This is a genomic window from Streptomyces sp. PH10-H1 (assembly GCF_030063355.1).
In the GTDB taxonomy this organism is placed as follows: Bacteria; Actinomycetota; Actinomycetes; order Streptomycetales; family Streptomycetaceae; genus Actinacidiphila.
Genome location: NZ_JASISZ010000004.1, coordinates 220,693 through 241,902, shown reverse-complemented (window position 1 = coordinate 241,902; position 21,210 = coordinate 220,693). Strand labels below are relative to the sequence as shown.

The following is a 21,210-nucleotide window of genomic DNA, read 5'->3' as shown; positions in this document are numbered from 1 at the left end:
CCCGCCGAGTTGCCCTTCAAATACCCGGTGTCGATCTCCACCGCACGGATCACACCCTGCGCCACCAGCCGGTAACGCACCCAGTCATTGCCCTTGTCCCGGCGCCGGCGGGTCTCCCAGCCATCATCCATCTTCCGCGACCGCCCCGGCAGGATGGTGTTGACCGGCGAGGAGTAGAACCGGTCCGAAGCATCCTCCACCCTCCCGCCGTTCTCCAACGCCACCAGGTCGAAGGTCCCCAGCTCCGCCAGCCACCCCGGATCCGGCGCCACCTCGCCATAGACCCGCAACCGGGCCACCCCGCCGTCCGGATGCTGATTCAGCCGCAGATGCGTGAACCGCCGGTCCACCTCGACCACAAACCCATTCGCCGCATGACCACCCACCGGGGTGCGCGGCACGAGCGTCGTCCACTCCACACCCTCGGCCAGCAGATCCTCCGGCGACGCCGACAACGCATGCGACGTAGCCTCAACCGACACCGACTGCGGGTAGTTGCCACGGAAATGCGCGGTATCCACCACGATCCCCCGGATCACCCCCGGCGCCCCCAACCGGATCAACGCCCAGTCATGATCCGCGTCGACCGGGTGCGGGGTATCGGTCCCCGCACCCCGACGACGACGGGTCTCCCACCCGTCCATGATCTTGCCCTTGTGCCCGAAATGCTCCGGATCGAAATGCGCCGGCTCCGGGATCAGCAGATTCTCCCGCTCCGCGAAGAACTCATCATTCGCCGCGATCACCCCCGCACCCAACCGACGATCCGCCAGATCCACCAGACCCACGAACGGCAACACCCCACACCGGTAATCCGCATACGGATCACCCCCACCGAACGGCCGCGCATCACCAGTGAAAGCGAAGGAAGTAGTGCCCGAGAGAGTCTCTGATGTCGTCATGTTCTCTACTGTGAGCCGACGACACCTTTCACGTCCATCGAAAGTTTCCGAACCATACATTCAGTTCAACTGAACGTTAGTAGGGTCGCCCGTCTGCGCCGCAGGCTCCTCCGCGACCTGTCGCAGCACCCGGATGACCCGCCGGAGCAGCGGTCCCTCCTCGGAACCGCTCCGCGCCACACCCACCACATGGCGGCGCGGCCGGTCCGCGTCCAGGGGGCGGATCGCGACGTGCTGCCGCTCCCCCACCGTCGCCATCCGTGGCACCAGGGCGACGCCGAGATCCGCCGCGACCATGGCGAGGATCGCCGACCAGTCCGTCGCCGCGTGCGCCTGTTCGGGGACGAACCCCGCGTCGGCGCAGGCCGCCAGCGTGATCTCCCGCCAGGGGCCGCTGCTGCCGAAGATCCACGGCTCCTGCGAGAGGTTCGCCAGCCGCAGGCCCGGCCGCGCCGCCCAGGAGTGCCCGGCGGGCAGCGCCACGTCCAGCGGATCGGTCAGCAGCGCGAACCGGTGGAACCGCGGGTCCCGCGCCGAGGGCGCGTGCACCGCCAGCGATACGGCGAGGTCCACGTCGCCGCCGGCCAGCTGCTCGTAGACCTCGGCGGCCTCGGCCTGCCGCACCGACAGGGTGATCCGCGGGAAATCCAGCCGCAGCAGCCGGGACGCGGGGACGATCAGCCGGGTGATGGCCGTGGCGATGGCGCCGACCCGTACCTCGCCCGCTTCGCCCCGCGTGTAGCCCTCCAGCTCGGCTCCGGCGCGCTCCAGCTGGGCGAAGACCACATCGGCGTGCCGCAGCAGTACATGGGCGGCGCCGGTCAGCCGGACGCCCCGGCCCTGGGCCTCGATCACCGGGGTGCCGGCCTGCTTGGACAGCGTGGACAACTGCTGCGAGACGGCCGACGGCGTCATCCGCAGAGCGGCGGCGGCCGCGGTGACGGTCCCCGTCTCCTGCAGAGCCCGGAGGATCTGCAGCTTCCTCAAATCCCAGTCCTTCATGAAGGCAGCCTAAACAGCTGCCTTCATCCGCTCCATGCGCCCTGCGCGCCTCTACGCGGCGGCGGGCCGACGCGCGGGGCGGCCGCCCCGGCCGCGGCTGCCGTACGAGGTGCGCCTGACCCGCTCCGGCGCCGCGGGCGCCGCGATGACGATCGGCACTCCGGAGGGCTCCTGCGCGCCGGTGATCCGGGCGAGCTCGTCGTCCTCGGCGCGGACCTGGGTCGTCTGCGGCGTGATGCCCGCGTGGGACATCAGGCGCGCCATCTCGCGGCGCTGGTTGGGCAGCACCAGGGTGACGACGCTGCCGGACTCACCCGCACGAGCGGTACGGCCGCCGCGGTGGAGGTAGTCCTTGTGGTCGGTCGGCGGATCGACGTTGACGACCAGGTCGAGGTTGTCGACGTGGATGCCGCGGGCGGCGACGTTGGTGGCCACCAGGACCGTGACGTGTCCGCTCTTGAACTGGTCCAGGGTGCGGTTGCGCTGCGGCTGCGACTTGCCGCCGTGCAGCGCGGCCGCCCGCACACCGCTTGCCAGCAGGTCGCGGGTCAGCAGGTCGACGGCGTGCTTGGTGTCCAGGAACATCAGCACCCGGCCGTCACGGGCGGCGATGCGGCGGGTCGTGGCCTGCTTGTCCACGCTGGCCACGTGCAGCACGTGGTGTTCCATCGTGGTGACCGTGCCGGCCGAGGGGTCCACCGAGTGGACCACCGGGTCGGTCAGGAACTGGCGCACCAGCCGGTCGACGTTACGGTCCAGCGTGGCCGAGAACAGCATCCGCTGGCCGTCGGGGCGTACCTGGTCGAGCAAGGCGGTGACCTGCGGCATGAAGCCCATGTCCGCCATCTGGTCGGCCTCGTCCAGGACGGTGATCCGTACCTGGTCGAGCCGGCAGTCACGGCGTTCGATCAGGTCCTTGAGCCGGCCCGGCGTGGCCACGACGACTTCGGCGCCGCCGCGCAGCACGCTGGCCTGGCGGCCGATCGACATGCCGCCGACCACCGTGGCCATGCGCAGTCGCAGCGAGCGGGCGTACGGGGTGAGGGCATCGGTGACCTGCTGCGCCAGCTCACGGGTGGGTACGAGCACCAGGGCGAGCGGCTGTCGCGGTTCCGCGCGCTGTCCGGCGGTACGGGCGAGCAGGGCCAGGCCGAAGGCCAGGGTCTTGCCGGAGCCGGTGCGGCCACGGCCCAGGAGGTCCCGGCCGGCCAGCGAGTTCGGCAGCGTCGCACCCTGGATCGGGAACGGGACGGTCACACCTTCGTGGGTGAGCGTGTCGAGCAGCGCGGACGGCATGTCCAGGTCCGCGAACGACTCGACGGCGGGCAGCGAAGGCGTGGTGCTCACCGGCAGGGCGAACTCACCCGGCGTCGACATACTGCGGCGGCGCGGTGCGGCCTGGCTGCGGGAATACGACGGACGATTACGGGCGGGCGCGGAGCCGGAGGAGCGGTACATACAGAAAGAGCCTTCCCTCGGAACGGCACGTGTCCGGGAAGACTCCGCAAAATGAAAACCTGGCGAAGAATCGCAAAAACGAGCCAGCGTAAAGCGGAAAAAAACGAATTGGGGCCCGCACCCTCAGGTGCGGGCCCCAACTACGTGGTGCGCGTCAAGCGTCAGGCGGGAACGATGTTCTCGGCCTGCGGGCCCTTCTGGCCCTGCGTGACGTCGAAGGTCACCTTCTGACCTTCCTGGAGCTCACGGAAGCCCTGGGTGGCGATGTTCGAGTAGTGGGCGAAGACGTCAGCGCCGCCACCGTCCTGCTCGATGAAGCCGAAGCCCTTTTCCGCGTTGAACCACTTCACGGTGCCAGAAGCCATGTCAATCTCCTCAATAGGTGCAGAGCCGGAAATCTGCACTGCGCAGATTCCTCGTCGCCGCATTGTGCCCATCCGGAGATGACCGGTAAAAACAAGAGTGCGCCTGAGGGTTACATCCCGTCAGGCGCACACAAAGTTCATGGGTACCAAAACTGCAACTGGGATCAAGGTAGCACGTCCACCGCCTGCACGGGGGTTTTCATGGCACCTCCGGGAGTGGCGCGGGACGCCTCGCGCGTAGACCGCGCGCGTCGCGAGGGAACCAAAGCCCTCCGGCTGCTCTCCTAGAAGGTGCCTTTCGTCCTCGATCTTGCGTTCGGAGCAATTCCCACGATGGATCCGCGTTCCCGCCGTCGCCGCCCTCTCGTCCTCCCGGCCGCCGCAGCGCTGCTCGCACTCGCCGCTCTCGCGGGCTGCGGCTCCGGCGGCGACCCCGCCTCGGCGGACAGCCGCGACCACCTCTCAGCCAGTGCCGGAGCCGGAGACGGCAAGGCCACGCCCCCGACGGAGAGCCCTGGGGCGTCGTCGTCCAAGGTGCTGATGCCCACCGGGCCGAAGTCGGAGCTCAAGCTGGCGCGCTCTACGCAGGCCGGGCCGATCATGGTCACCTCGGTGCGCGGAGCGAAGTCCGGCGTCACCGGGAAGGTCTGGGTCTGGCTTCCCCCGGAGTACAGCGACCCCAAGTACGCGACCTATGGATTCCCCGTGGTCATGATGTACGCGGGCGGCCAGAGCAACGGCTACAACACCTGGACCGACCACCAGCTGCCGATCCAGGAGGCCGACGTCCAGCTGAGCAAGCAGGGCAAGGCCCATCCGTTCATCATGATCATGCCGGTCCAGAACCTCAATTCCCATGAGAACAAGGCCCTGGACTGCAGCGACATCCCCGGCCAGCCCAAGATGGGCACCTGGATGGCCAGGGACGTCCCCGACTTCGTGAGGGCGAACTTCCGCACCTTGCGCAGCCGCGACGGCTGGGGCGTCATGGGCGCCTCCACCGGCGGTTTCTGCAGCGCGAAGCTCGTCCTGCAGTACCCCGACGTCTTCAAGGCCGCCGTGCCGATGGACGGCTACTTCGACCCCGACTCCCTGCTGTGGAAGGGCCACGAGGCCGACCGTCTCGCCAACAGCCCGAACACCCTCGCCAGGAAGGGCAAGGCCGACGTCAGCATCCTCGCCACCGCGGGCAACGGCGAGCCGTACGAGACCAACCTGGTCAAAACCTGGCTGAAGAAGATCGTCGCGCCCGTCAAGGCCGAGTACTACGAACTGCCCGGCGGACGTCACCTCACCTCGGACTTCAAGAAGCTCATCCCCCGCACCCTGACCTGGTTCACCAGCAAGCTCGCCGGCCCGACGGACGGCAGCTGATTCAGGTCACGACCAGGCACGTCACAGCCAGCCGCGCCGGGCCGCGATCGCGCCGGCCTGGAAGCGGTTGTCGGCTCCGAGCAGTTCGTGGAGACGGCTGATGCGGCGACGCATGGTGCGTACGGACCAGCCGAGCTGGCGGGCTATCGCCTCGTCCTTGAGGCCGCCGACCAGCAGGGTGAGAACAAGCCGGTCCTCCTCGCCGAGCGGGTCCTCGGCGGGGGCGTTGAGGGGCAGCGCCTGCTTCCAGCACATCTCCCAGTAGTCGGTGAGGGCGTCGAGCAGGGTGGACGGGCGGATGACCGCGGCGCGGACGTCGTTGAGGTCGAGGGAGAGCGGCATCAGGGCGAGCCTGCGGTCGGCGATCGCGAGCTTGATGCGCAGGCCGGGCAGCACGCGGGCCTGTTCGCCGTGGTGGACCAGCTCGCGGATGTCCTCCAGCACGCCGGGCCACTCCAGGGCCTCGGGGGCGTAGACCGCCCGGTACCGTACGCCGCGGCTGAGCGCCGTGGCCTCCACGGGGTTGGAGGTGGTCAGGGCGTACGGCGGCCGGTCCAGGGTCATGACGTCTTCGCGGGCCTCCTGCTGGAGGCGGACGAACCAGCGGCCGAGGGCCTCACTGCCGGTGGTGATCTCCACCTCGTCCTCGTCGGTCGCGCCGGTCCGCGCGGCGGCGAACAGCCGGGACAGTTCGCCGGCCGCCGAGCGGACCCGGTCCAGCTCATTGGTCCTGGCCCGCACCAGCGCTTCGACGGCGGCACCCGGCTCGATCGCGGCGTACCGGCGGCGGGTGCCCGCGAGCCGGCCGACGAGGCCATGGTCGCGCAGCCGGTCCAGCGCTCTGGCGACGCGTTCCGCGGAACAGCCGAGATCGGCGGCGAGTTCGGCCGGCGCCGCCGTCCGCCGGGTCAGGACGGCGCGGTAGACGCTCTCGTCGAACGGGTCGATGCCCGCCGCGGTGAGCTCGGGAGTCTCGGACGTCTCGGAAGTCATGGGCGGATGGTGGCCCAGTTGTGCCAGCGGCAGCAATGGGCCACGAAGATTCGTTGTGCGGCAAGTACCGCCACCACTAGGACCTTTACGTATGGCAATGAACTCACGAAGATCGCGTCATGCCGGTCTCGCGGCCGTCGTACTCGCCGGCACGCTGGCGGCGATACCGGGTGCCGCCACCGCGTCCACACCCGATCCGCGGCAACGAGTGATCGTCGAACTGTCCGGGAACGCCGCGGTCACCGCCGCGCCCGGCGGATCGCTGCAGTCCGCCGGGGCCGCCTCCGGCGTCGGCGCGGCGCGCCGCGCGCTGGACGCGCGCCAGGAGACCTTCCTCGGCTCGGCGGAGAGCGCCGGACTGCATCCCGCGTCCACGCGCAAGCTGGGCCTGCTGATCGACGCCGTGGCGATGACGGTGCCCGGGTCCGAGGTGGCCCGGCTCTCCTCGCTGCCGGGCGTCACCGCCGTCCGCCCCGACACCCGGGTGCTGGCGAAGACGGACGTCAGTGTGCCGCTGATCGGCGCGCCCGGAGTCTGGCAGCGCAAGGACTCCGCCGGCGTCCACGTCACCGGGGCGGGAACCACGGTCGCCATCCTGGACAGCGGTGTGGACTACACCCACCCCGATCTGGGCGGCGGACTCGGCAAGGGCCACAAGGTCGTCGGCGGGCACGACTTCGTCAACGGCGACGACGACCCGATGGACGACAACGGCCATGGCACCCATGTCGCCGGCATCATCGCGGGCAAGGCCGCGAAGAAGGGCGGCATCACCGGCGTGGCGCCCGACGCGAACCTGTTGGCCTACAAGGTGATGGACGCGGACGGCGCCGGCTACACATCGGACATCATCGCCGGGATCGAGGCGGCGGCCGATCCGGCCAACCCGCACCGGGCCGATGTCATCAACATGAGCCTCGGCGGGCCCGGTGACGGCACCGATCCACTGGGCCGCGCGGCGACCGCCGCGGTGCGGGCCGGTGTGGTCGTGGTGGCCGCGGCCGGCAACGAGGGACCGGGCAGCGGTACGGTCAGCAGCCCGGGATCGGCCGACGGTGTGATCGCGGTCGGCGCGTCGACGAGCAATCTGCGGCTGCCCAGCGCGTATCTGGCCGGCAAGAAGCCCGAGTTGATCCAGACCTACCGCGGCATCCTGTCCGCGAATCCGCCGGAGCGCCCGGTCACCGCTCCCCTCGTCGACGTCGGAGCGGGCACTCCCGCCGACTGGGCCAAGGCCGGTGACGTGCGGGGGAAGATCGTACGGGCCGGTCTCCTCATCCCCTGGGCTCTCGACGACCTGTCGGGGCGGGACGTGGAGTGGGCGCGCGAGGCCGAGAAGCGCGGCGCGATCGCCGTACTGGGCGGCCTGGCGTCCAGCGACGGCCCGGTGTTCGTCGCCGGGGCGCCGGATGGATCCCGGACGCCGGGGGTGAGCCGGACGCCCGGGGTGGCCCAGGTGCCGCCCTCCTCCGCCCGGATCGACGCCTCCGGTGACTCGCTGCGCATGGACCACCTGGTGGTCATGGGCATCGACTCGACCCAGTACACGGAGCTGAGCACCCGGCTCGCCGCCGGAAAGGTGTCGGTGACACTGCGCGGCACCGACACCACCGACCAGATCGCCTCGTTCTCCTCGCGCGGTCCCACCCAGGGCTTCGGCCTCAAGCCGGATCTGGTCGCGCCGGGCGTGGAGATCCGCTCCACCGTCCCCACATCGCTGTACGGGCCCGGCGAGTACCGCATGTCGGGTACGTCGATGGCGGCACCGCACGTCGCCGGCGCGGCGGCCCTGCTGCGCCAGCTGCACCCGGGGCAGGCTCCCGCCGAGATCAAGTCCGCGCTGGTCGGCACCGCGAAGCCGCTGGGCGGCACCGGGCCCACGACGCAGGGCTCGGGCCGGCTCGATGTGGCCGCGGCCGCCTCGGCCACGGTCGGCGCGACACCGGCGTCCGTGTCCTTCGGCCTCGCCGATCTGTCCGGGCGTGACGTCGGCGGCACCGCGAAGGTGACGCTGCGCAACTCCGGCAAGCGGCAGATCACCACCACGCTGAGCAGCACCGGGCCCGCCACGGTCTCGCCGAAGCGGGTCACCGTACCGGCCGGGGGAACCGCGACCGTCACGGTCACCCTGCGCGTCGCACGCCCCTCCACCGACACCGAGATCAGCGGCCGCGTCACGGCGGCTCCCGACCAGGGTCCCGCGATCGGTGTGCCCTACCTGCTGGCCGTCCGGCACCTCGCCGTGCAGGCCGCGCCCGACCCGAGTGACGGCCACTCCATCGTGCACATCGCCGCGCCGACGCGGCTGGCCGCGCCGCCGGTCGTCACCGTCACTCCCCCGCACGGCGGGCCCGTCGCTCTCACCGCCACTCTCGACCCCACCAGCGGTTACTACCGGGCCGCGGTGACCGGCAGCGCGCCCGGCGCCTACGGGGTCTCGGTGCGCGGCACCGCCGCCACCGGCCAGCGGCTCACCGGCTCCAGCGCCTTCGAGGTCACTCCGGTCGACAGCCGCAAGGACCGCTGGGAGCCGATCGGCCCGAACAGCCAGGCCGGCTACGTCTCACTCTCACCGGCCCGGCCGGGACAGGCCGTGCTCACCCAGTACCAGAAGGCGGCACCCTGGCTGACCACCGACAACGGCGCGTCCTGGCGCCAGTTGGGCCGGCTGCCGGTCGCCGACGGCACCGGACCGCTCGTGGTGGACGCGAAGCGGCCCGACCGCTGGTGGTACGCCGTGAACAGCGTCCGTGACTTCTCCCGTCGGGGCACCATCCTGCGCACCGAGGACAACGGGCGCACCTGGCGCAAGCTCGACGTCCCGGACACGCGGATCACCGCGCTCGTCGCGGACGAGCAGACCCGCACCCTGGTCGCCGTCGCCTCCGGCGCACTGCTGGTCAGCACCGATGCGGGCGACCACTGGACCACCTACCCGACCGGCGTGTCCGGCGCCGTCACCGAGGCCGCCGTCACCGGCGACGCCCTCTATCTGACGACGTCGACCGGCGTCTGGGCGCGCTCGGGGATCGGCTCGGGGAACCCCGGCGAGGCACACCGCCTCTTCACCTCACCTCCCCGCACGCAGGCTTTCGGTCTGGCCGCGGACTCCTCCGTCGTGGCCGTGTACATCCTGGGCACCGGCGTCGTCGGTTCCCGCGACGGTGGAAGCACCTGGACCACCCTGCTGCCGCTGCCGATGGGCGGCCTCGGCCTGACCGTCTCGGGCGGCGACCTGTACCTGCGCACCACGAACGGCGGCCGTCTCAGCCGCGACCACGGGCAGACCTGGACGACGGTCGCCGCACCGTCGGCCGCCGCGGTGCCGATGGACTACGACCGCTGGGCCGACGGGTCGGTCACCGTCTCCAGCGAGCAGGACGGCCTCTACCGGGGCACCGCGGAAGGCACCGGCTTCCGGCGGATCGGCGTCCCGGGTCTGACCATCCCCGATCTCGCGGGCAGCGGCGGCCATCTGCGCGCCGCCACCGACAGCGCGACGTACCGCACCGCGATTCCGGTCGCGGGCCCGGAGTGGGGCCAGTCCGGCGGCGAGGGCATGATCGGCGTCACCACGTCGCAGCTCGCCGTTTCGGCCAGGGATCCGAAGGTGGTCTGGAAGGTCCGGCGCGCCGCGTTCGGCATGTTCACCGTCGAGCGCAGCGGCGACGGCGGCGCCACCTGGGAGGAGCGGGGAAGCTCGTCGGAGGTGCCGACCGCACTCCTGGTCGACCCCGCCGACCCGAACCGCGTGCTGGTCAGCTTCAAAAGCCTCATCGGCCAGGGGCTCTTCGCCACCAGCGACGGCGGCACGACCTGGAAGAACCTCTTCCACGACCGCGCCTTCGACGCCATGGCCGGCGATCCCGGTAATCCGCTGCGCCTGTGGCTCGGCAACTCCTCCGGCCTCTACCGGTCGGACGACGGCGGAGTCACCGTCGCCAAGGTCGCCGACGGACCGGTCACCGCGCTCGATCTCGACGGGCGGCGGCTCATCGTCGGCGGCGAGACCGTCCGCGTGAGCACCGACGGCGGCCGGACCTTCCGCACCGCGGACACCGGCGGCCTCGCGATCCATGTCTCCGACCTGCTCAGGGTCGGCGACACGCTCTACGCGGCCACCACCCGCTCCCAGGCCAGCGGCCTCATCCAGGGCGGCCGGGGCGTACTGCGCAGCACCGACCACGGCCTGACCTGGCAGAACATCTCCACCGGCCTGCAGAACACCGACACCACCACACTGGCCGCGACCCCCGACGGCCGCACGCTCTACGTCGGCACCATCGACGGCGGCGTGCACCGTCTCAACCTGCGTCACTGATGACCGATCACTGATCGCCGTGATCCGGCGCACGCGGCGGACCCGGCGGCCGGGCGGGAGTTCCCGCCCCGGCCGCCGGGTCCGCCGGCGTCCGGGGCGGCGGCCGCCGGGCCCGCATCGAACCGCTGGTCCGCACACGGCTGGTGGACCCGAGGGACAACGGTGACGGTGTACGACCACGACTGATGACCGAGCGCGCCACCAGGCCGCCTACGCGGCCTCAGACCTCGTACGTCACCGTCACCGGGGCGTGGTCCGACCAGCGCAGGTCGTAGGTGTGTGCCCGTTCCACCACGGCGGACGTGGCCTTGGCCGCGAGGCCCTCGGTGGAGACGTGGTAGTCGATGCGCCAGCCGGTGTCGTTGTCGAAGGCCTTGCCGCGGTAGGACCACCAGGAGTAGGGGCCGATGGCGTCGGGGTGCAGATGGCGGACCACGTCGGTGTACCCGGTGCGGTCGAAGACCCCGGTGAGCCAGGCGCGTTCCTCGGGGAGGAAGCCCGAGCTCTTCTGGTTGGCCTTCCAGTTCTTGAGGTCGGCCTCGCGGTGGGCGATGTTCCAGTCGCCGCAGACGAGGACCTCCCGGCCGCCGGCGGCGGCGCGGGTACGGAGGGCCGCGAGATGGACGAGGAACTCGGCCATGAAGCGCTCCTTCTCCGTCTGGCGGTCGGTGCCGACTTCGCCGGAGGGGAGGTAGAGGCTGGCGACGGTGACGCCGGGGAGGTCGATCTCGATGTATCGGCCGGAGCTGTCGAATTCGGCGGAGCCGAATCCGATCTGCACGCGCTCCGGCTCGCGGCGAGTGTAGATCGAGACGCCCGCGCGACCCTTGGCGGCGGCCGGAGCGTAGTAGGCGTGCCAGCCGGCGGGCTCGCGGATCTCGTCGGGGAGCTGCTCGGCCTCGGCGCGCACTTCCTGCAGGCAGACCACGTCGGCGGCGGTGGCCTCCAGCCAGGGGAGGAAGCCCTTCTTGGCGGCGGCGCGGAGCCCGTTGACGTTAACGGTCGTGACAGTCAGCAAAGCGTGCTCCCGAATGGCGGCTACCGGCGCAGCGCAGCCTACTATTCGGTCGCTCGGCTCCTTCGCCCGGCCGCTCTCCCGCATCCATGTGAGGGGGACACGCGTACGCACGTACGATGCCGTGGTGAAGATCCGAACCATGCGCTACGACCACCCCGACGCGGTGAAGCTGAACGACCGGGTGCAGCTGGAGTACGTCGAGCGGTACGGCGACGGCGACCTGACCCCGATGGACGCCACGCAGTTCGACCCGCCGCGGGGCCTGTATCTGGTGGGGTACGTGGACGAGCGGCCGGTTGCCAGCGGCGGCTGGCGGGCTCAGGACGAGTCGCCCGAGGGGTACGCGGACGGCGACGCGGAGCTGAAGCGGATGTACGTGGTGGACGAGGCGCGCGGCCGGGGGCTGGCGCGGCGGATCCTGGCCGAGCTGGAGGCGAGCGCGGCCGCGGCCGGGCGGTCCCGGATGGTTCTGGAGACCGGCGCCAAGCAGCCGGAGGCCATCGCGCTGTACGAGTCGTGCGGCTACACGCCGGTGTCGAAGTTCGGGCTGTACCGGCACGAGCCGCTCAGCGTGTGCCTGGGGAAGGCGCTCCCGCCGCAGGACCAGGGCTGACCCGCGGCCGATCGGGCGAGCCCGCGCTCACTTCCTCCGGTGGAAGACGTAGGCGCCGCAGACACCGCCGATGATGGCCATCCCGAGCAGGGCCAGCCACAGCGGCATCGTCACCTCGGGGATGATCAGCCGGATCTTGACCTGCCGGGTGTTCTCGAAGATGAAGACGAGACCGAGCACCGCCAGTACGGCTACCGCGATCCGGCTCGGCGTGACGAGTCCGCCGCCGGACTTCTTACTGCTGGACTTACCGCTGGACGTCGACTTGGCGGCACTCACAGTGGGTCACCTGCTTTCGGGTCGACTGTCACCACCTGTGTTCAGCATCGCGGTGTCCGGGTCCCGGAGGGCGTTCGGCTGGACCGTTCGGGTGACGGAGCCGAGCAGCCGCAGCGCCGCCTCGGACGAGGAGCCGGCCTCCGCGCTGTACATCAGCATCCGGTGACCGGAGTCGTCCGCGACCTGCAGCATCTCGAAGGAGAGCTCCAGCGAGCCGATCGTCGGGTGGTGGAACGCCTTGGTGCCGAAGGTGCAGCCGTTCACCGGATGACGCGACCACATGGCGGCGAATTCGGTGCTCTTCATCGACAATTCGCCGATCAGCTCCGCCAGCCTGCGGTCCTCGGAGTGCTGTCCCGCGGCCAGCCGCAGTGTGGCGACCGCGCGCCGGGCCTCTTCGTCCCAGCGCGGGTACAGCTCGCGCGTGTGCGGGTCGAGGCGCGTCGGCCTTGGCGAAAAGGCGAAGGCCAAGGTACAGCTCGCGCGTGTGCGGGTCGAGGAAGAGCATCCGCTGCAGGTTCGGGCGGTCGGCGAAACGGTCCGCGCCGTCCGCGTCGAGGTGTCCCGCGGTCAGCGCGTGGCCCAGCGGATTCCAGGCCAGCACCTCGAAACGCCGGTCCACGACGACGACGGGCACGTCGGCCATCGCCGCGATCAGCTGCCGGGTGCCGGGCCTGGCGGTCTCGGGGCGCTCCGGCCGGCGGCGCTTGGTGCGGCCGGGGCGCGCGAGGTTTCGCAGGTGGGTGTGCTCGTCCTCGGTGAGGCGCAGCGCGGCGGCGAGGGCGTCGAGTACGCCTTCTGAGGCGTTGTTGCTCTGGCCCTGTTCCAGCCGGGTGTAGTACGCGACGCTCACGCCGGCGAGCTGGGACAGTTCCTCGCGGCGCAGGCCGGGGACCCGGCGCCTGGCCCCGTAGGAGATCAGCCCGACGTCCTCGGGGCGCAGCCGGGCTCGGCGGGTACGCAGGAATTCGCCGAGTTCCGCGGGAGTGTCCATGCGGACCAGTCTCCCCCGCCCGCCCGTTCGTAGCCTGTCCCTGCCAGTGGCAGGCACCGCCGAGCGGGCGGAAGAGGCCGGTGAGGCGGCGCCGACCCGGGCCGGCAGACCCGAGTGCGCTGTCCCGGGCGGGCTGCCCCCGGTGGGCTGCCCCGGGTGGGGCTCAGGTGCGCCCTTCGGTGTCCTGCGCCTGCGTCAGCAGCGGCGAGGTGCTCATCCAGCGGGCGCGCACCACGGTGAATCCGGCACGTTCGTAGGCGTCGCAGACCAGCTCGTCGTCATCGACGACGACACGGATGACGCGCTTGCGGGCCAGCCGCCGCAGGAGTTCCAGCTTGGCGGTGCGGGCGGGCCTGCGGTCGTCGTTCGACCGCATCCATACGTGGCCCGACGGCAGACCGTGGCGGTCGAGCCAGGCGACGGTGTCGCGGCGGCAGCGTTCCGGCCGGCCGGTGACGTACTCGACGTCGCATTCGACGGCGGCTTCCCGGGCCAGCCGCACTCCCTCCGCCAGCGGGGCGTCATCGACCGCCGCGCGGAAGAAGCCGGTCCAGTCCTTCGGCTGCCGGTCGAGCAAGGGCAGCCGGTGCCTGGTGTCGGCGAGGGTGCCGTCCAGGTCGAAGACCGCCAGCGGACGGGTCGTCTCCAGTTGATCGCTCACATGTACCTCCGCGCGAACGATAGCGGTGCGCAGCGGGAACGGCCGGAATAACGGGGTGTGGAGGGCGGCTCCCGCGGTCATCATGACCGGATGACTTGGACCGCACCCGAAGTACCGCGTACCGACCCCCCGATGGTCTCCGACGAGCGCGTCTCGCTGGAGAGCTGGCTCGGCTACCACCGCGCGACCCTGCTCCACAAATGTTCCGGGCTGACCGGCGATCAGCTGGCGGTGCGCGCGGTGAAGCCGTCGGCGCTGTCGCTGCTCGGCCTGGTACGGCATATGGCGGAAGTCGAACGCTGGTGGTTCCGGATCCTGTTCAACGGTCAGCCGGAGCTCAACAGCGTGTTCTGTACCGACGACGAACCGGACGGCGACTTCGATCTCGCCGAGGCCGCGGGCGCCGAGGCCGACTTCGCGACCTTCGCCTCCGAGTGCGAACTCGCGGACCAGGCAGCCGCGGGACGGTCCCTCGACGACACCTTCGCCCATCCGCGCCGGGGCGGACCGATCGACCTGCGCTGGGTCTACGTCCACATGATCGAGGAGTACGCGCGCCACAACGGCCACGCCGACATCCTCCGCGAGCAGATCGACGGTGTCACCGGGGACTGAACCTCCGACCCCTCCGGATCTTTACGACTCCCGCTGGGCCCGGGTTGGTGTCAGCGGCGTGCCGCCGTCCGCAACACGCACCGCCCCGGTCCGGTGCGGTGCGGCCGGCGCGGGCCGTTCTCTCCCCCGCGCGGCCCGCCGCGCCCGCAGCGCCGCCCCGGCCAACACCACCGCGGCGGCCGTCCCGTAGGACCAGGACTGGAGCCAGCTGCCGTGGGCGCCCATGGCGTTCCCGATGTAGAGCACGGTGCCCGCGGCCGGGACGGCGAGCCATTCCCAGCGGCCGTCGAGCGCGACCAGTGCGACCACCAGCAGGGCGTACCAGTAGTAGGACGGTGAGGTCAGCAGCAGCGCGGTGCCGGTGACGAGCAGCGCGCCGCTCCAGGGCCGGCCGGGATCGCCGCGGCGCAGGACGTGGAGGGCGGTCAGCGCGATGAGCGCCATCGCGAGCGGGGCGGCGACGCTGTCCGGCAGGAACAGGCGCAGCAGCGCGAACCGGTGCACGCCGCCCGATTCGTACCCTTCCTCCTGCAGATAGCCGGGCAGATAGCCGAGCACGCCGACGCCGGAGGTCAGGATGTACGGCAGATAGGCGAGGGCGATCACGAGGACGGCGGGCACCAGGACACGCGCGGCGTCGCGGGGGCCACGGCGCGCCAGCGCGCCCGGCAGGACGATGGCCGGCAGCAGTTTGACGGCGATGGCGGCGCCGAGCAGCGCGCCGCGGCGCGGCAGCACGGACGTGCCGAATGCGACCACGGTCAGGAGCACGCCGAGCGTGTCGACATGCGCGTCGTTGACGGCCGCGAAGGACACCGCGGGACACCAGGCCCACAGCGCGGCGCGCCGTGGATCACCGCGCCGCCGCAGGACGAGCAGCAGGGCGACAGTGGTCCCGACGGCCAGGGCGGCGCCCGCGATCTGCGTCGGCTTGTGGCGCGCTCCGTCGGGGGACAGCGCGTGGACGGCCAGGAACCAGCCCTCCGCCACCGGCGGGTAGATCGTGTTCACGGAGGGCCGGTTGATGCGGGTGCAGACCGGCCCGACCGGCCGCAGATCGGGGGCGGCGCACACGGGGCCCGGCGGGAAGAGCCAGTCGTCGCGCAGCCCGGCCAGTTGCGGCGCGGCGGGCGGATAGGCATACGGGGAGATGCCCGCGGCCTGGACCCGGCCGTCCCAGGCGTAGCGGTACATGTCGCTGCTGGTGCGCGGCGGTCCGGTCAGCGCCGCCACCGACAGTGCCGCACTGCCCACGAGGATCACGATCACCGCGGCGCGCACCGGGATCCTGCGGACCGCCCAGACGGCGGCGGTGAAGAGCGCCCAGGCGGCGGCATACCAGTACAGGAGGTGCTGAGGGCGTGCCTCGGAACCGCCCGACCTGATCGTGACGGCGACGACCGCGGTGAGCGCGGCGACGAGGACTGAGGTGCATACGGTGCGGACTCCCACGCCGTCCACCGTGACAGGCGGAGCGGCCCGGCGGGATCTGCACGGGCCCGGTGTCCGCAATCCGTAAGGAGTCGCCACCACTGCCGAAGCCCTGGTCGGGGGTGTGATGGACCTATGGAGAATCCATCAGCCGGAGAGCACCCCCCGAACCGCCCGGACCCTCCGAACCGGCAGGGCAAGCCGCACCCGCCGAGCCCCCCGAGCGTGCCGGACCCTTCGAGCCCGTCGAGCAAGCCGGACCCTTCGAGCCCGCTCACCCCGTCGGGCCCGCCCCGCCCGCCGGGTCCCCCGCGCTCTCCGGCCCCCCGGAATTCCCGGAGCCCCCGTGCGGTCCTCGCCCTCCCGGATCCGCCGTCCTGGATGCGCCGGGGCCCGCTGCGCGAGGGCGCGTTCACCGGGCGGCTGCACGACGCGCGTACGGCCACTGTCGTCGGCCGCGCGCTGGGCGCGGCCATCGCCGTGTGCTTCATGACCGGTCTCATCAGCCACTATCTGCAGCACCCGCCCAACTGGGCGGCCGACTGGCTGCCCAGCCGCCCGTCGTGGGGCTACCGGTTCACCCAGGGTCTCCATGTGGCGAGCGGCATCGCGGCGATTCCGCTGCTGTTCGCGAAGTTGTGGACGGTGTATCCGCGGCTCTTCGCCTGGCCGCCGGCCCGGTCGGTGGCCAAGGTCCTGGAGCGGCTGTCGATCGCGGTGCTGGTGGGTGCGGTGCTGCTGCAGTTGTTCACAGGGCTGCTGAACACGCTGCAGTGGTACCCGTGGCCGTGGAATTTCGTGCCGACGCACTGGGCGCTGGCCTGGGTCGTGATCGGCGCGCTGCTGCTGCATCTGGCGGTGAAGGCGCCCGTCATCGCGGCGCACTGGTCACGGCGGTCGGCCGGCACCGTGGAGCTGCCGGCGGCGCACCGGCCGGACCGGCGGGCGTTCGTCCTGGCGGTCGGCGCGGCGGTGGGGGCGGTCACGCTGACGACGGTCGGGCAGTCCTTCACCCCGCTCAAGGACCTCGACCTGCTCGCGCCGCGCCATCCCGATCACGGACCGCTGGGGCTGCCCGTCAACAAGACGGCGGCGGCCGCCGGGGTCACTGCCGCGCGGCTGGCGGACTGGCGGCTGCGCGTGGCCGGGCCGCGTCCGTACGAGCTGACGCTGCCCGAACTGCGCACCCTGGAGCAGCACTCGGCGATGCTGCCGATCGCGTGCGTCGAGGGCTGGAGCAAGAACGCCCACTGGGCGGGCGTGCGGGTGCGCGATCTGCTGGACCGGGCGGGCGCCCCGCCCGGCGCGCGGATCAGGGTGGTGTCACTGCAGCAGGGCGGCGCCTACGCGGTGACGGAGATGGGCTCCTCGTACGCGCGTGATCCGCTGACCCTGCTGGCGCTGGCGCTGAACGGCACGCCGCTCTCGGTCGACCACGGGTTCCCGGCCCGGATCATCGCGCCGAATCGGCCGGGCGTGCTCCAGACGAAGTGGGTCTCCCGGCTGGAGGTGCTGGCATGAGGGCCCGTGCAGCGCTCGGCGCGGTGGGGGTCGCGGCGATGGGACTCGGCGCCTCACTGCTGTTGACTGATAGTCAGGTACGAGCGCCGCTGGATGTGCCGCTCTGGATGGCCGGTGCGATCGTGCTGCACGACGCGGTGTTGGCGCCGGTGGTCCTGGCCATCGGCGCGGCACTGGCCCACCGGCTGCCCCCGCGCGTGCGGCGGCCGGTGCGCGCCGGGCTGATCGTCGCCGCGTGCCTGACCGCGGTGGCACTGCCCGTACTGCTGCGGCCCGGCGCGACGTCCAACCCTTCGGTGCTTCCGCTGGACTATCCCCGCAACACTCTGATCGCACTGGGGGCGGTCGCCGTGGTGACCGCCCTGGCGGCCGGGTGGGCGGCACTGCGCCGATTTCGATCAGTTCGCAAAACACTAATGCTCAATACGACCTCCAGGCATTAGCGTGTGTGTCGGTGGAGCTGTTCCACCGACACACACGGGAGGCACCCGCGATGACCGCTCTCGAACTGCCCCGGGTGGCACACCGGTCCATCGAGGTGGACGGCGTACGCGTCTTCTACCGCGAGGCCGGCGCCCCGGACGCCCCCACGCTGCTTCTGCTGCACGGATTCCCGTCCGCCTCGCACCAGTACCGGCGGCTCATCTACGCGCTCGGCGGCCAGTACCACCTGATCGCCCCGGACTACCCGGGCTTCGGGCACAGCGACGCGCCCGCGTCGCTCACCTACACCTTCGACCTGCTCGCCGACTTCATCGAGGGGTTCTGCGAGGCTCTCGGCCTGCACCGGTTCACGCTCTACGCCTTCGACTTCGGCGCTCCCGTCGGCTTCCGGCTGGCCACCCGCCACCCGGAGTGGATCGCGGGCCTGGTCGTGCAGAACGGCAACGCCTACGAGGACGGGCTCAGCCCGATCGCCCGCGCGTTCGTGGCCGAGAGCCCCGAGACCGAGGGCTCCGAGGGGCGGATGCGCCAGATGCTGACCCTTCCCTTCACCCGCGGCCAGTACGAGGACGGCGCCGCGGACCCGTCCGCCGTCGCCCCCGACGGCTGGACCCTCGACCAGCACTTCCTCGACCTGCCGGGCCGGGACGCGATCCAGCTGCAGCTGGCCTACGACTACCGCAGCAATGTCGCGCTCTACCCGCAGTGGCAGGAGTGGCTGCGCAAGCACCAGCCGCCGACGCTGGTGGTGTGGGGCCGCAATGACGCCATCTTCGTGGAGGCCGGAGCACACGCCTTCCTGCGTGACGTGCCGGACGCCGAGGTCCACTCGTTCGGCACCGGCCACTTCGCGCTGGAGGAGTGCGTCGGGGAGATCGCACCGCTGATCGCGGACTTCCTCGACCGTACGTGGGCGTGAGCGGACGCCCGAACGGGGCTCCCGGGCCGTTCGGCTCTGCTGGGTGATTCAGCAGCGCCACAACTCCGCGAAGTTGCGGCCGTCCGCCGACCATTCCTCGGCCGTCGTCCAGCCGGTGTCCGCGGCGGCGGCCCGCAGCGCGGCGGGTCCCAGCCGGGCCCACGGGAAGTCGCGGCCGTGCCGGCCCCGGCCGTCCTCGACCCGTACGGTGAACCGCTCGTCGACGTCGTAGGCCGCCGCCTCGACCAGCAACCGGCCGCCGGGAGCGACCAGTTCGCCGACCCGGGCCAGGAGGGCGCGGGGATCGCCGCCGATGCCGACATTGCCGTCGACCAACAGCGCCGTCCCCCAACGGCCCTCCGCGGGCAGCCGGTCGAAGACCGACCGGCACAGCACCGCTCCCCCGGCGCCCCGCGTGCGGGCCACGGCCGCCGGGCTGACGTCCACCCCGAGAGCAGGGACCCCGGTGGCCGCGATCGCCGCCACCAGACGGCCGGGCCCGCAGCCGATGTCGAGTACGGGGCCGCGCAGGCAGCGGTACACCAGGCCGGTGTCGGCGGCGTCCGGGGCGGCGCACCACCGCTCCACGTCCAGCGGCAGCAGCCATCCGTCGGCCCTGCGCAGGAACAGCGGTCCGCGCCCGGCTCGTAGCGCCTGCGAGTACGGATCGTCGATCCACGGCGCGGGGGCGCCGGGCCGCTGCCCGATCGTCGCGGTTCCTACTGCTGTTCGTGCTGCTGTTCGTGCTGCTGTTCCTGCTGCTGTTCCTGCTGCGGTCGCGAGCGCCGTCGCGCCGTCCAGGGCCGTCATCGGGCCGCCCGTCCGGTGCCGTCACCGGGCAGCGGGCCGGTGCCCACCGGTTCCAGGGATGTCCCGGTCGTCCGCGCCATCGCGGCGAAGCGCGAACCGGGGACGCGGGCGGCGACCTCGGCGACGTCGGCCGCCGTGTCCACGTCCCGCAGTCGCGCCAGGTCGCGCACCCGCAGCCCCGCGTCGGTGAGCCGGCGGCGCTGGATCTCGCCCGTCAGGTCCGTGGACATCGGCACCCCGAGGATCAGCGCCGGGTCCGGGACGGCGAGCCCGAGCGCCCAGAAACCGCCGTCCTCGGCGGGACCGAACCACGCGTCGCAGCCGAGCCACGCGTCCGGCCGCAGCGCCGGCCCCAGCAGGGCCGGGGTGAGCTGCGGCGTGTCCATGCCGACGAGCAGCGCGGGCCCGGTGCATCCGGCGAACGCCGCCGCCAGCCGCTCGTCCAGCCCGCCGCGCACCTGCGGCACGACCTCGATGCCCGGTGGCAGCCATGCGCCGGGGGCACCGTCGAGCACCAGCACCCGACGCCGGGACGGGGCGCGCAGCACCGCGTCGAGCGTGTCGGCGAGCGCCGCCTCGGCCAGCGCCGCCGCCTGCCGGGGCGAATAAGGCGGTGTGAGTCGCGTCTTGACCCGCCCCGGTACGGGCTCCTTGGCGATCACCAGCAGCGTCGTCCCGCCCGAAGGGGCGGTGGTGCCGGCACAGCCCGCGGCACGTCGAACCCCCGTCATCGCGCGGCCGCCGCTTCCGGCACGGCCCGCGCGGCAACCGGCGGCTGCCGCAATACAGCGCGCATGTCACGGACCGCGTGCCATGTACCGCGCCAGGTGCCGGTCACTTTGGAGCGGCCGGTCCTGGGGGCGTACGGGACGTCGGTCTCGGCGATCCGCCAGCCGGCGTCGGCCGCGCGGACCAGCATTTCGAGGGGGTAACCCGACCGGCGGTCGGACAGCTCCAGAGCGAGCAGGGCCTCGCGCCGGGCGGCCCGCATCGGGCCGAGGTCCCGGAGCCGCAGGCCGGTGCGGCGGCGAATGAGCCGGGCCAGTTCGAGGTTGGCGAGCCGGGCGTGCGGCGGCCAGGCGCCGCGGGTGGTCGGCCGGCGGCGGCCGAGCATCAGATCGGCGCCGCCCCGGAGCACCGGGTCCGCGACGGACGGCAGCAGGGCGGGGTCGAGCGAGGCGTCGCAGTCGCAGAAACAGACGATGTCGGCGGTCGCGGCGAGCAGTCCGGCGTGGCAGGCGGCGCCGAAGCCCCGCACCGGTTCGCGGATCACCGTCGCGCCGAGGGAGGCGGCGAGGTCGGCGGAGCCGTCGGTCGAGCCGTTGTCAACGACGATCGCCCGCCATCCGGACGGAATCCGCTCCAGCACCCAGGGCAGGGCCCCGGCCTCGTCCAGGCACGGCAGTACGACGTCGACAGGCGGTGTCGGTGGGTTGGTCACGCCCCTCACCCTACGAACAAGAAACGGACATTCGGGACTTTGGATCCTT

General features: G+C 72.0%; 19 protein-coding genes and 1 pseudogene. 7 read left to right on the top strand and 13 right to left on the bottom strand.

Annotated features, from left to right (window positions below; all coding sequences use genetic code 11):
* From alc to QMK24_RS04900, 4 genes are all read right to left on the bottom strand, one after another.
* A partial coding sequence (alc, locus tag QMK24_RS04915) for an allantoicase (protein WP_283463860.1) occupies positions 1-902 on the bottom strand: 902 nt, incomplete at its 3' end.
* A 60-nt stretch (positions 903-962) separates the two neighbouring features.
* Positions 963-1,904, bottom strand: coding sequence for a LysR substrate-binding domain-containing protein (locus QMK24_RS04910; RefSeq protein ID WP_283463859.1), 942 nt, complete (start codon positions 1,902-1,904; stop codon positions 963-965).
* A 51-nt stretch (positions 1,905-1,955) separates the two neighbouring features.
* Positions 1,956-3,362, bottom strand: coding sequence for a DEAD/DEAH box helicase (locus QMK24_RS04905; RefSeq protein WP_283463858.1), 1,407 nt, complete (start codon positions 3,360-3,362; stop codon positions 1,956-1,958).
* A gap of 161 nt (positions 3,363-3,523) precedes the next feature.
* Entirely contained in the window at positions 3,524-3,727 is a 204-nt protein-coding gene (locus tag QMK24_RS04900) for a cold-shock protein (RefSeq protein WP_069779708.1), read from the bottom strand.
* 333 nt (positions 3,728-4,060) lie between these two features.
* On the opposite strand from QMK24_RS04900, the gene QMK24_RS04895 reads away from it, so the two are divergent.
* Positions 4,061-5,101 (top strand): alpha/beta hydrolase, encoded by a 1,041-nt coding sequence (locus tag QMK24_RS04895; protein WP_283463857.1) that lies wholly within the window; start codon positions 4,061-4,063, stop codon positions 5,099-5,101.
* Between the two features lie 21 nt (positions 5,102-5,122).
* Here QMK24_RS04895 and QMK24_RS04890 read toward each other — a convergent pair whose 3' ends face one another.
* The gene (locus QMK24_RS04890; RefSeq protein ID WP_283463855.1) at positions 5,123-6,094 is read right to left on the bottom strand and encodes a helix-turn-helix domain-containing protein; all 972 of its coding nucleotides are present in this window, start codon (positions 6,092-6,094) and stop codon (positions 5,123-5,125) included.
* A 97-nt stretch (positions 6,095-6,191) separates the two neighbouring features.
* On the opposite strand from QMK24_RS04890, the gene QMK24_RS04885 reads away from it, so the two are divergent.
* Positions 6,192-10,415, top strand: a complete 4,224-nt coding sequence (locus QMK24_RS04885; RefSeq protein WP_283463854.1) for a S8 family serine peptidase — start codon at positions 6,192-6,194, stop codon at positions 10,413-10,415.
* A gap of 220 nt (positions 10,416-10,635) precedes the next feature.
* Here QMK24_RS04885 and QMK24_RS04880 read toward each other — a convergent pair whose 3' ends face one another.
* Complete coding sequence (locus QMK24_RS04880; RefSeq protein ID WP_283463852.1) at positions 10,636-11,433, bottom strand: exodeoxyribonuclease III; 798 nt, start codon at positions 11,431-11,433, stop codon at positions 10,636-10,638.
* Positions 11,434-11,557: 124 nt separating this feature from the next.
* Between QMK24_RS04880 and QMK24_RS04875 the strand changes: the two genes are divergently transcribed.
* On the top strand, positions 11,558-12,046 hold the full coding sequence (locus tag QMK24_RS04875) for a GNAT family N-acetyltransferase (RefSeq protein WP_283463851.1): 489 nt from the start codon (positions 11,558-11,560) through the stop codon (positions 12,044-12,046).
* Between the two features lie 27 nt (positions 12,047-12,073).
* Here QMK24_RS04875 and QMK24_RS04870 read toward each other — a convergent pair whose 3' ends face one another.
* The 3 genes and pseudogenes from QMK24_RS04870 to QMK24_RS04860 all read right to left on the bottom strand — a co-directional run bounded on the left by QMK24_RS04870 (position 12,074) and on the right by QMK24_RS04860 (position 13,968).
* Positions 12,074-12,325, bottom strand: a complete 252-nt coding sequence (locus tag QMK24_RS04870) for a LapA family protein (protein ID WP_349307870.1) — start codon at positions 12,323-12,325, stop codon at positions 12,074-12,076.
* Between the two features lie 6 nt (positions 12,326-12,331).
* A pseudogene (locus tag QMK24_RS04865) lies at positions 12,332-13,319 on the bottom strand (helix-turn-helix domain-containing protein).
* A 163-nt stretch (positions 13,320-13,482) separates the two neighbouring features.
* Positions 13,483-13,968: a phosphatase domain-containing protein gene (locus QMK24_RS04860; RefSeq protein ID WP_502962556.1), complete on the bottom strand. Its 486-nt coding sequence runs from the start codon at positions 13,966-13,968 to the stop codon at positions 13,483-13,485.
* Positions 13,969-14,070: 102 nt separating this feature from the next.
* Between QMK24_RS04860 and QMK24_RS04855 the strand changes: the two genes are divergently transcribed.
* A complete protein-coding gene (locus QMK24_RS04855) occupies positions 14,071-14,595 on the top strand; it encodes a DinB family protein (RefSeq protein WP_283463848.1) in 525 nt (174 codons plus the stop codon).
* A 21-nt stretch (positions 14,596-14,616) separates the two neighbouring features.
* On the opposite strand, the gene QMK24_RS04850 is transcribed toward QMK24_RS04855, so the two are convergent.
* Positions 14,617-16,047, bottom strand: a complete 1,431-nt coding sequence (locus tag QMK24_RS04850; RefSeq protein ID WP_283463847.1) for a glycosyltransferase family 87 protein — start codon at positions 16,045-16,047, stop codon at positions 14,617-14,619.
* A 360-nt stretch (positions 16,048-16,407) separates the two neighbouring features.
* Between QMK24_RS04850 and QMK24_RS04845 the strand changes: the two genes are divergently transcribed.
* The 3 genes from QMK24_RS04845 to QMK24_RS04835 are packed head-to-tail and all read left to right on the top strand — an operon-like array spanning position 16,408 to position 18,910.
* A complete protein-coding gene (locus QMK24_RS04845) occupies positions 16,408-17,547 on the top strand; it encodes a molybdopterin-dependent oxidoreductase (protein ID WP_283463845.1) in 1,140 nt (379 codons plus the stop codon).
* Positions 17,544-17,990 carry a hypothetical protein gene (locus QMK24_RS04840; protein WP_283463843.1) on the top strand — a complete coding sequence of 149 codons (447 nt, stop codon included), beginning with the start codon at positions 17,544-17,546 and terminating at the stop codon, positions 17,988-17,990. The genes QMK24_RS04845 and QMK24_RS04840 overlap by 4 nt, the downstream gene beginning before the upstream one ends.
* Positions 17,991-18,040: 50 nt before the next feature.
* Complete coding sequence (locus QMK24_RS04835) at positions 18,041-18,910, top strand: alpha/beta fold hydrolase (RefSeq protein WP_283463842.1); 870 nt, start codon at positions 18,041-18,043, stop codon at positions 18,908-18,910.
* A 48-nt stretch (positions 18,911-18,958) separates the two neighbouring features.
* On the opposite strand, the gene QMK24_RS04830 is transcribed toward QMK24_RS04835, so the two are convergent.
* Genes QMK24_RS04830 through QMK24_RS04820 form a run of 3 tightly spaced genes read right to left on the bottom strand, consistent with a single transcriptional unit; the run spans position 18,959 to position 21,170 of the window.
* On the bottom strand, positions 18,959-19,720 hold the full coding sequence (locus QMK24_RS04830; RefSeq protein WP_283463841.1) for a methyltransferase domain-containing protein: 762 nt from the start codon (positions 19,718-19,720) through the stop codon (positions 18,959-18,961).
* Entirely contained in the window at positions 19,717-20,451 is a 735-nt protein-coding gene (locus QMK24_RS04825) for a TIGR04282 family arsenosugar biosynthesis glycosyltransferase (protein WP_283463840.1), read from the bottom strand. The genes QMK24_RS04830 and QMK24_RS04825 overlap by 4 nt, the downstream gene beginning before the upstream one ends.
* Positions 20,448-21,170 carry a glycosyltransferase family 2 protein gene (locus QMK24_RS04820; RefSeq protein WP_283463839.1) on the bottom strand — a complete coding sequence of 241 codons (723 nt, stop codon included), beginning with the start codon at positions 21,168-21,170 and terminating at the stop codon, positions 20,448-20,450. The genes QMK24_RS04825 and QMK24_RS04820 overlap by 4 nt, the downstream gene beginning before the upstream one ends.
* Positions 21,171-21,210 lie beyond the last annotated feature (40 nt).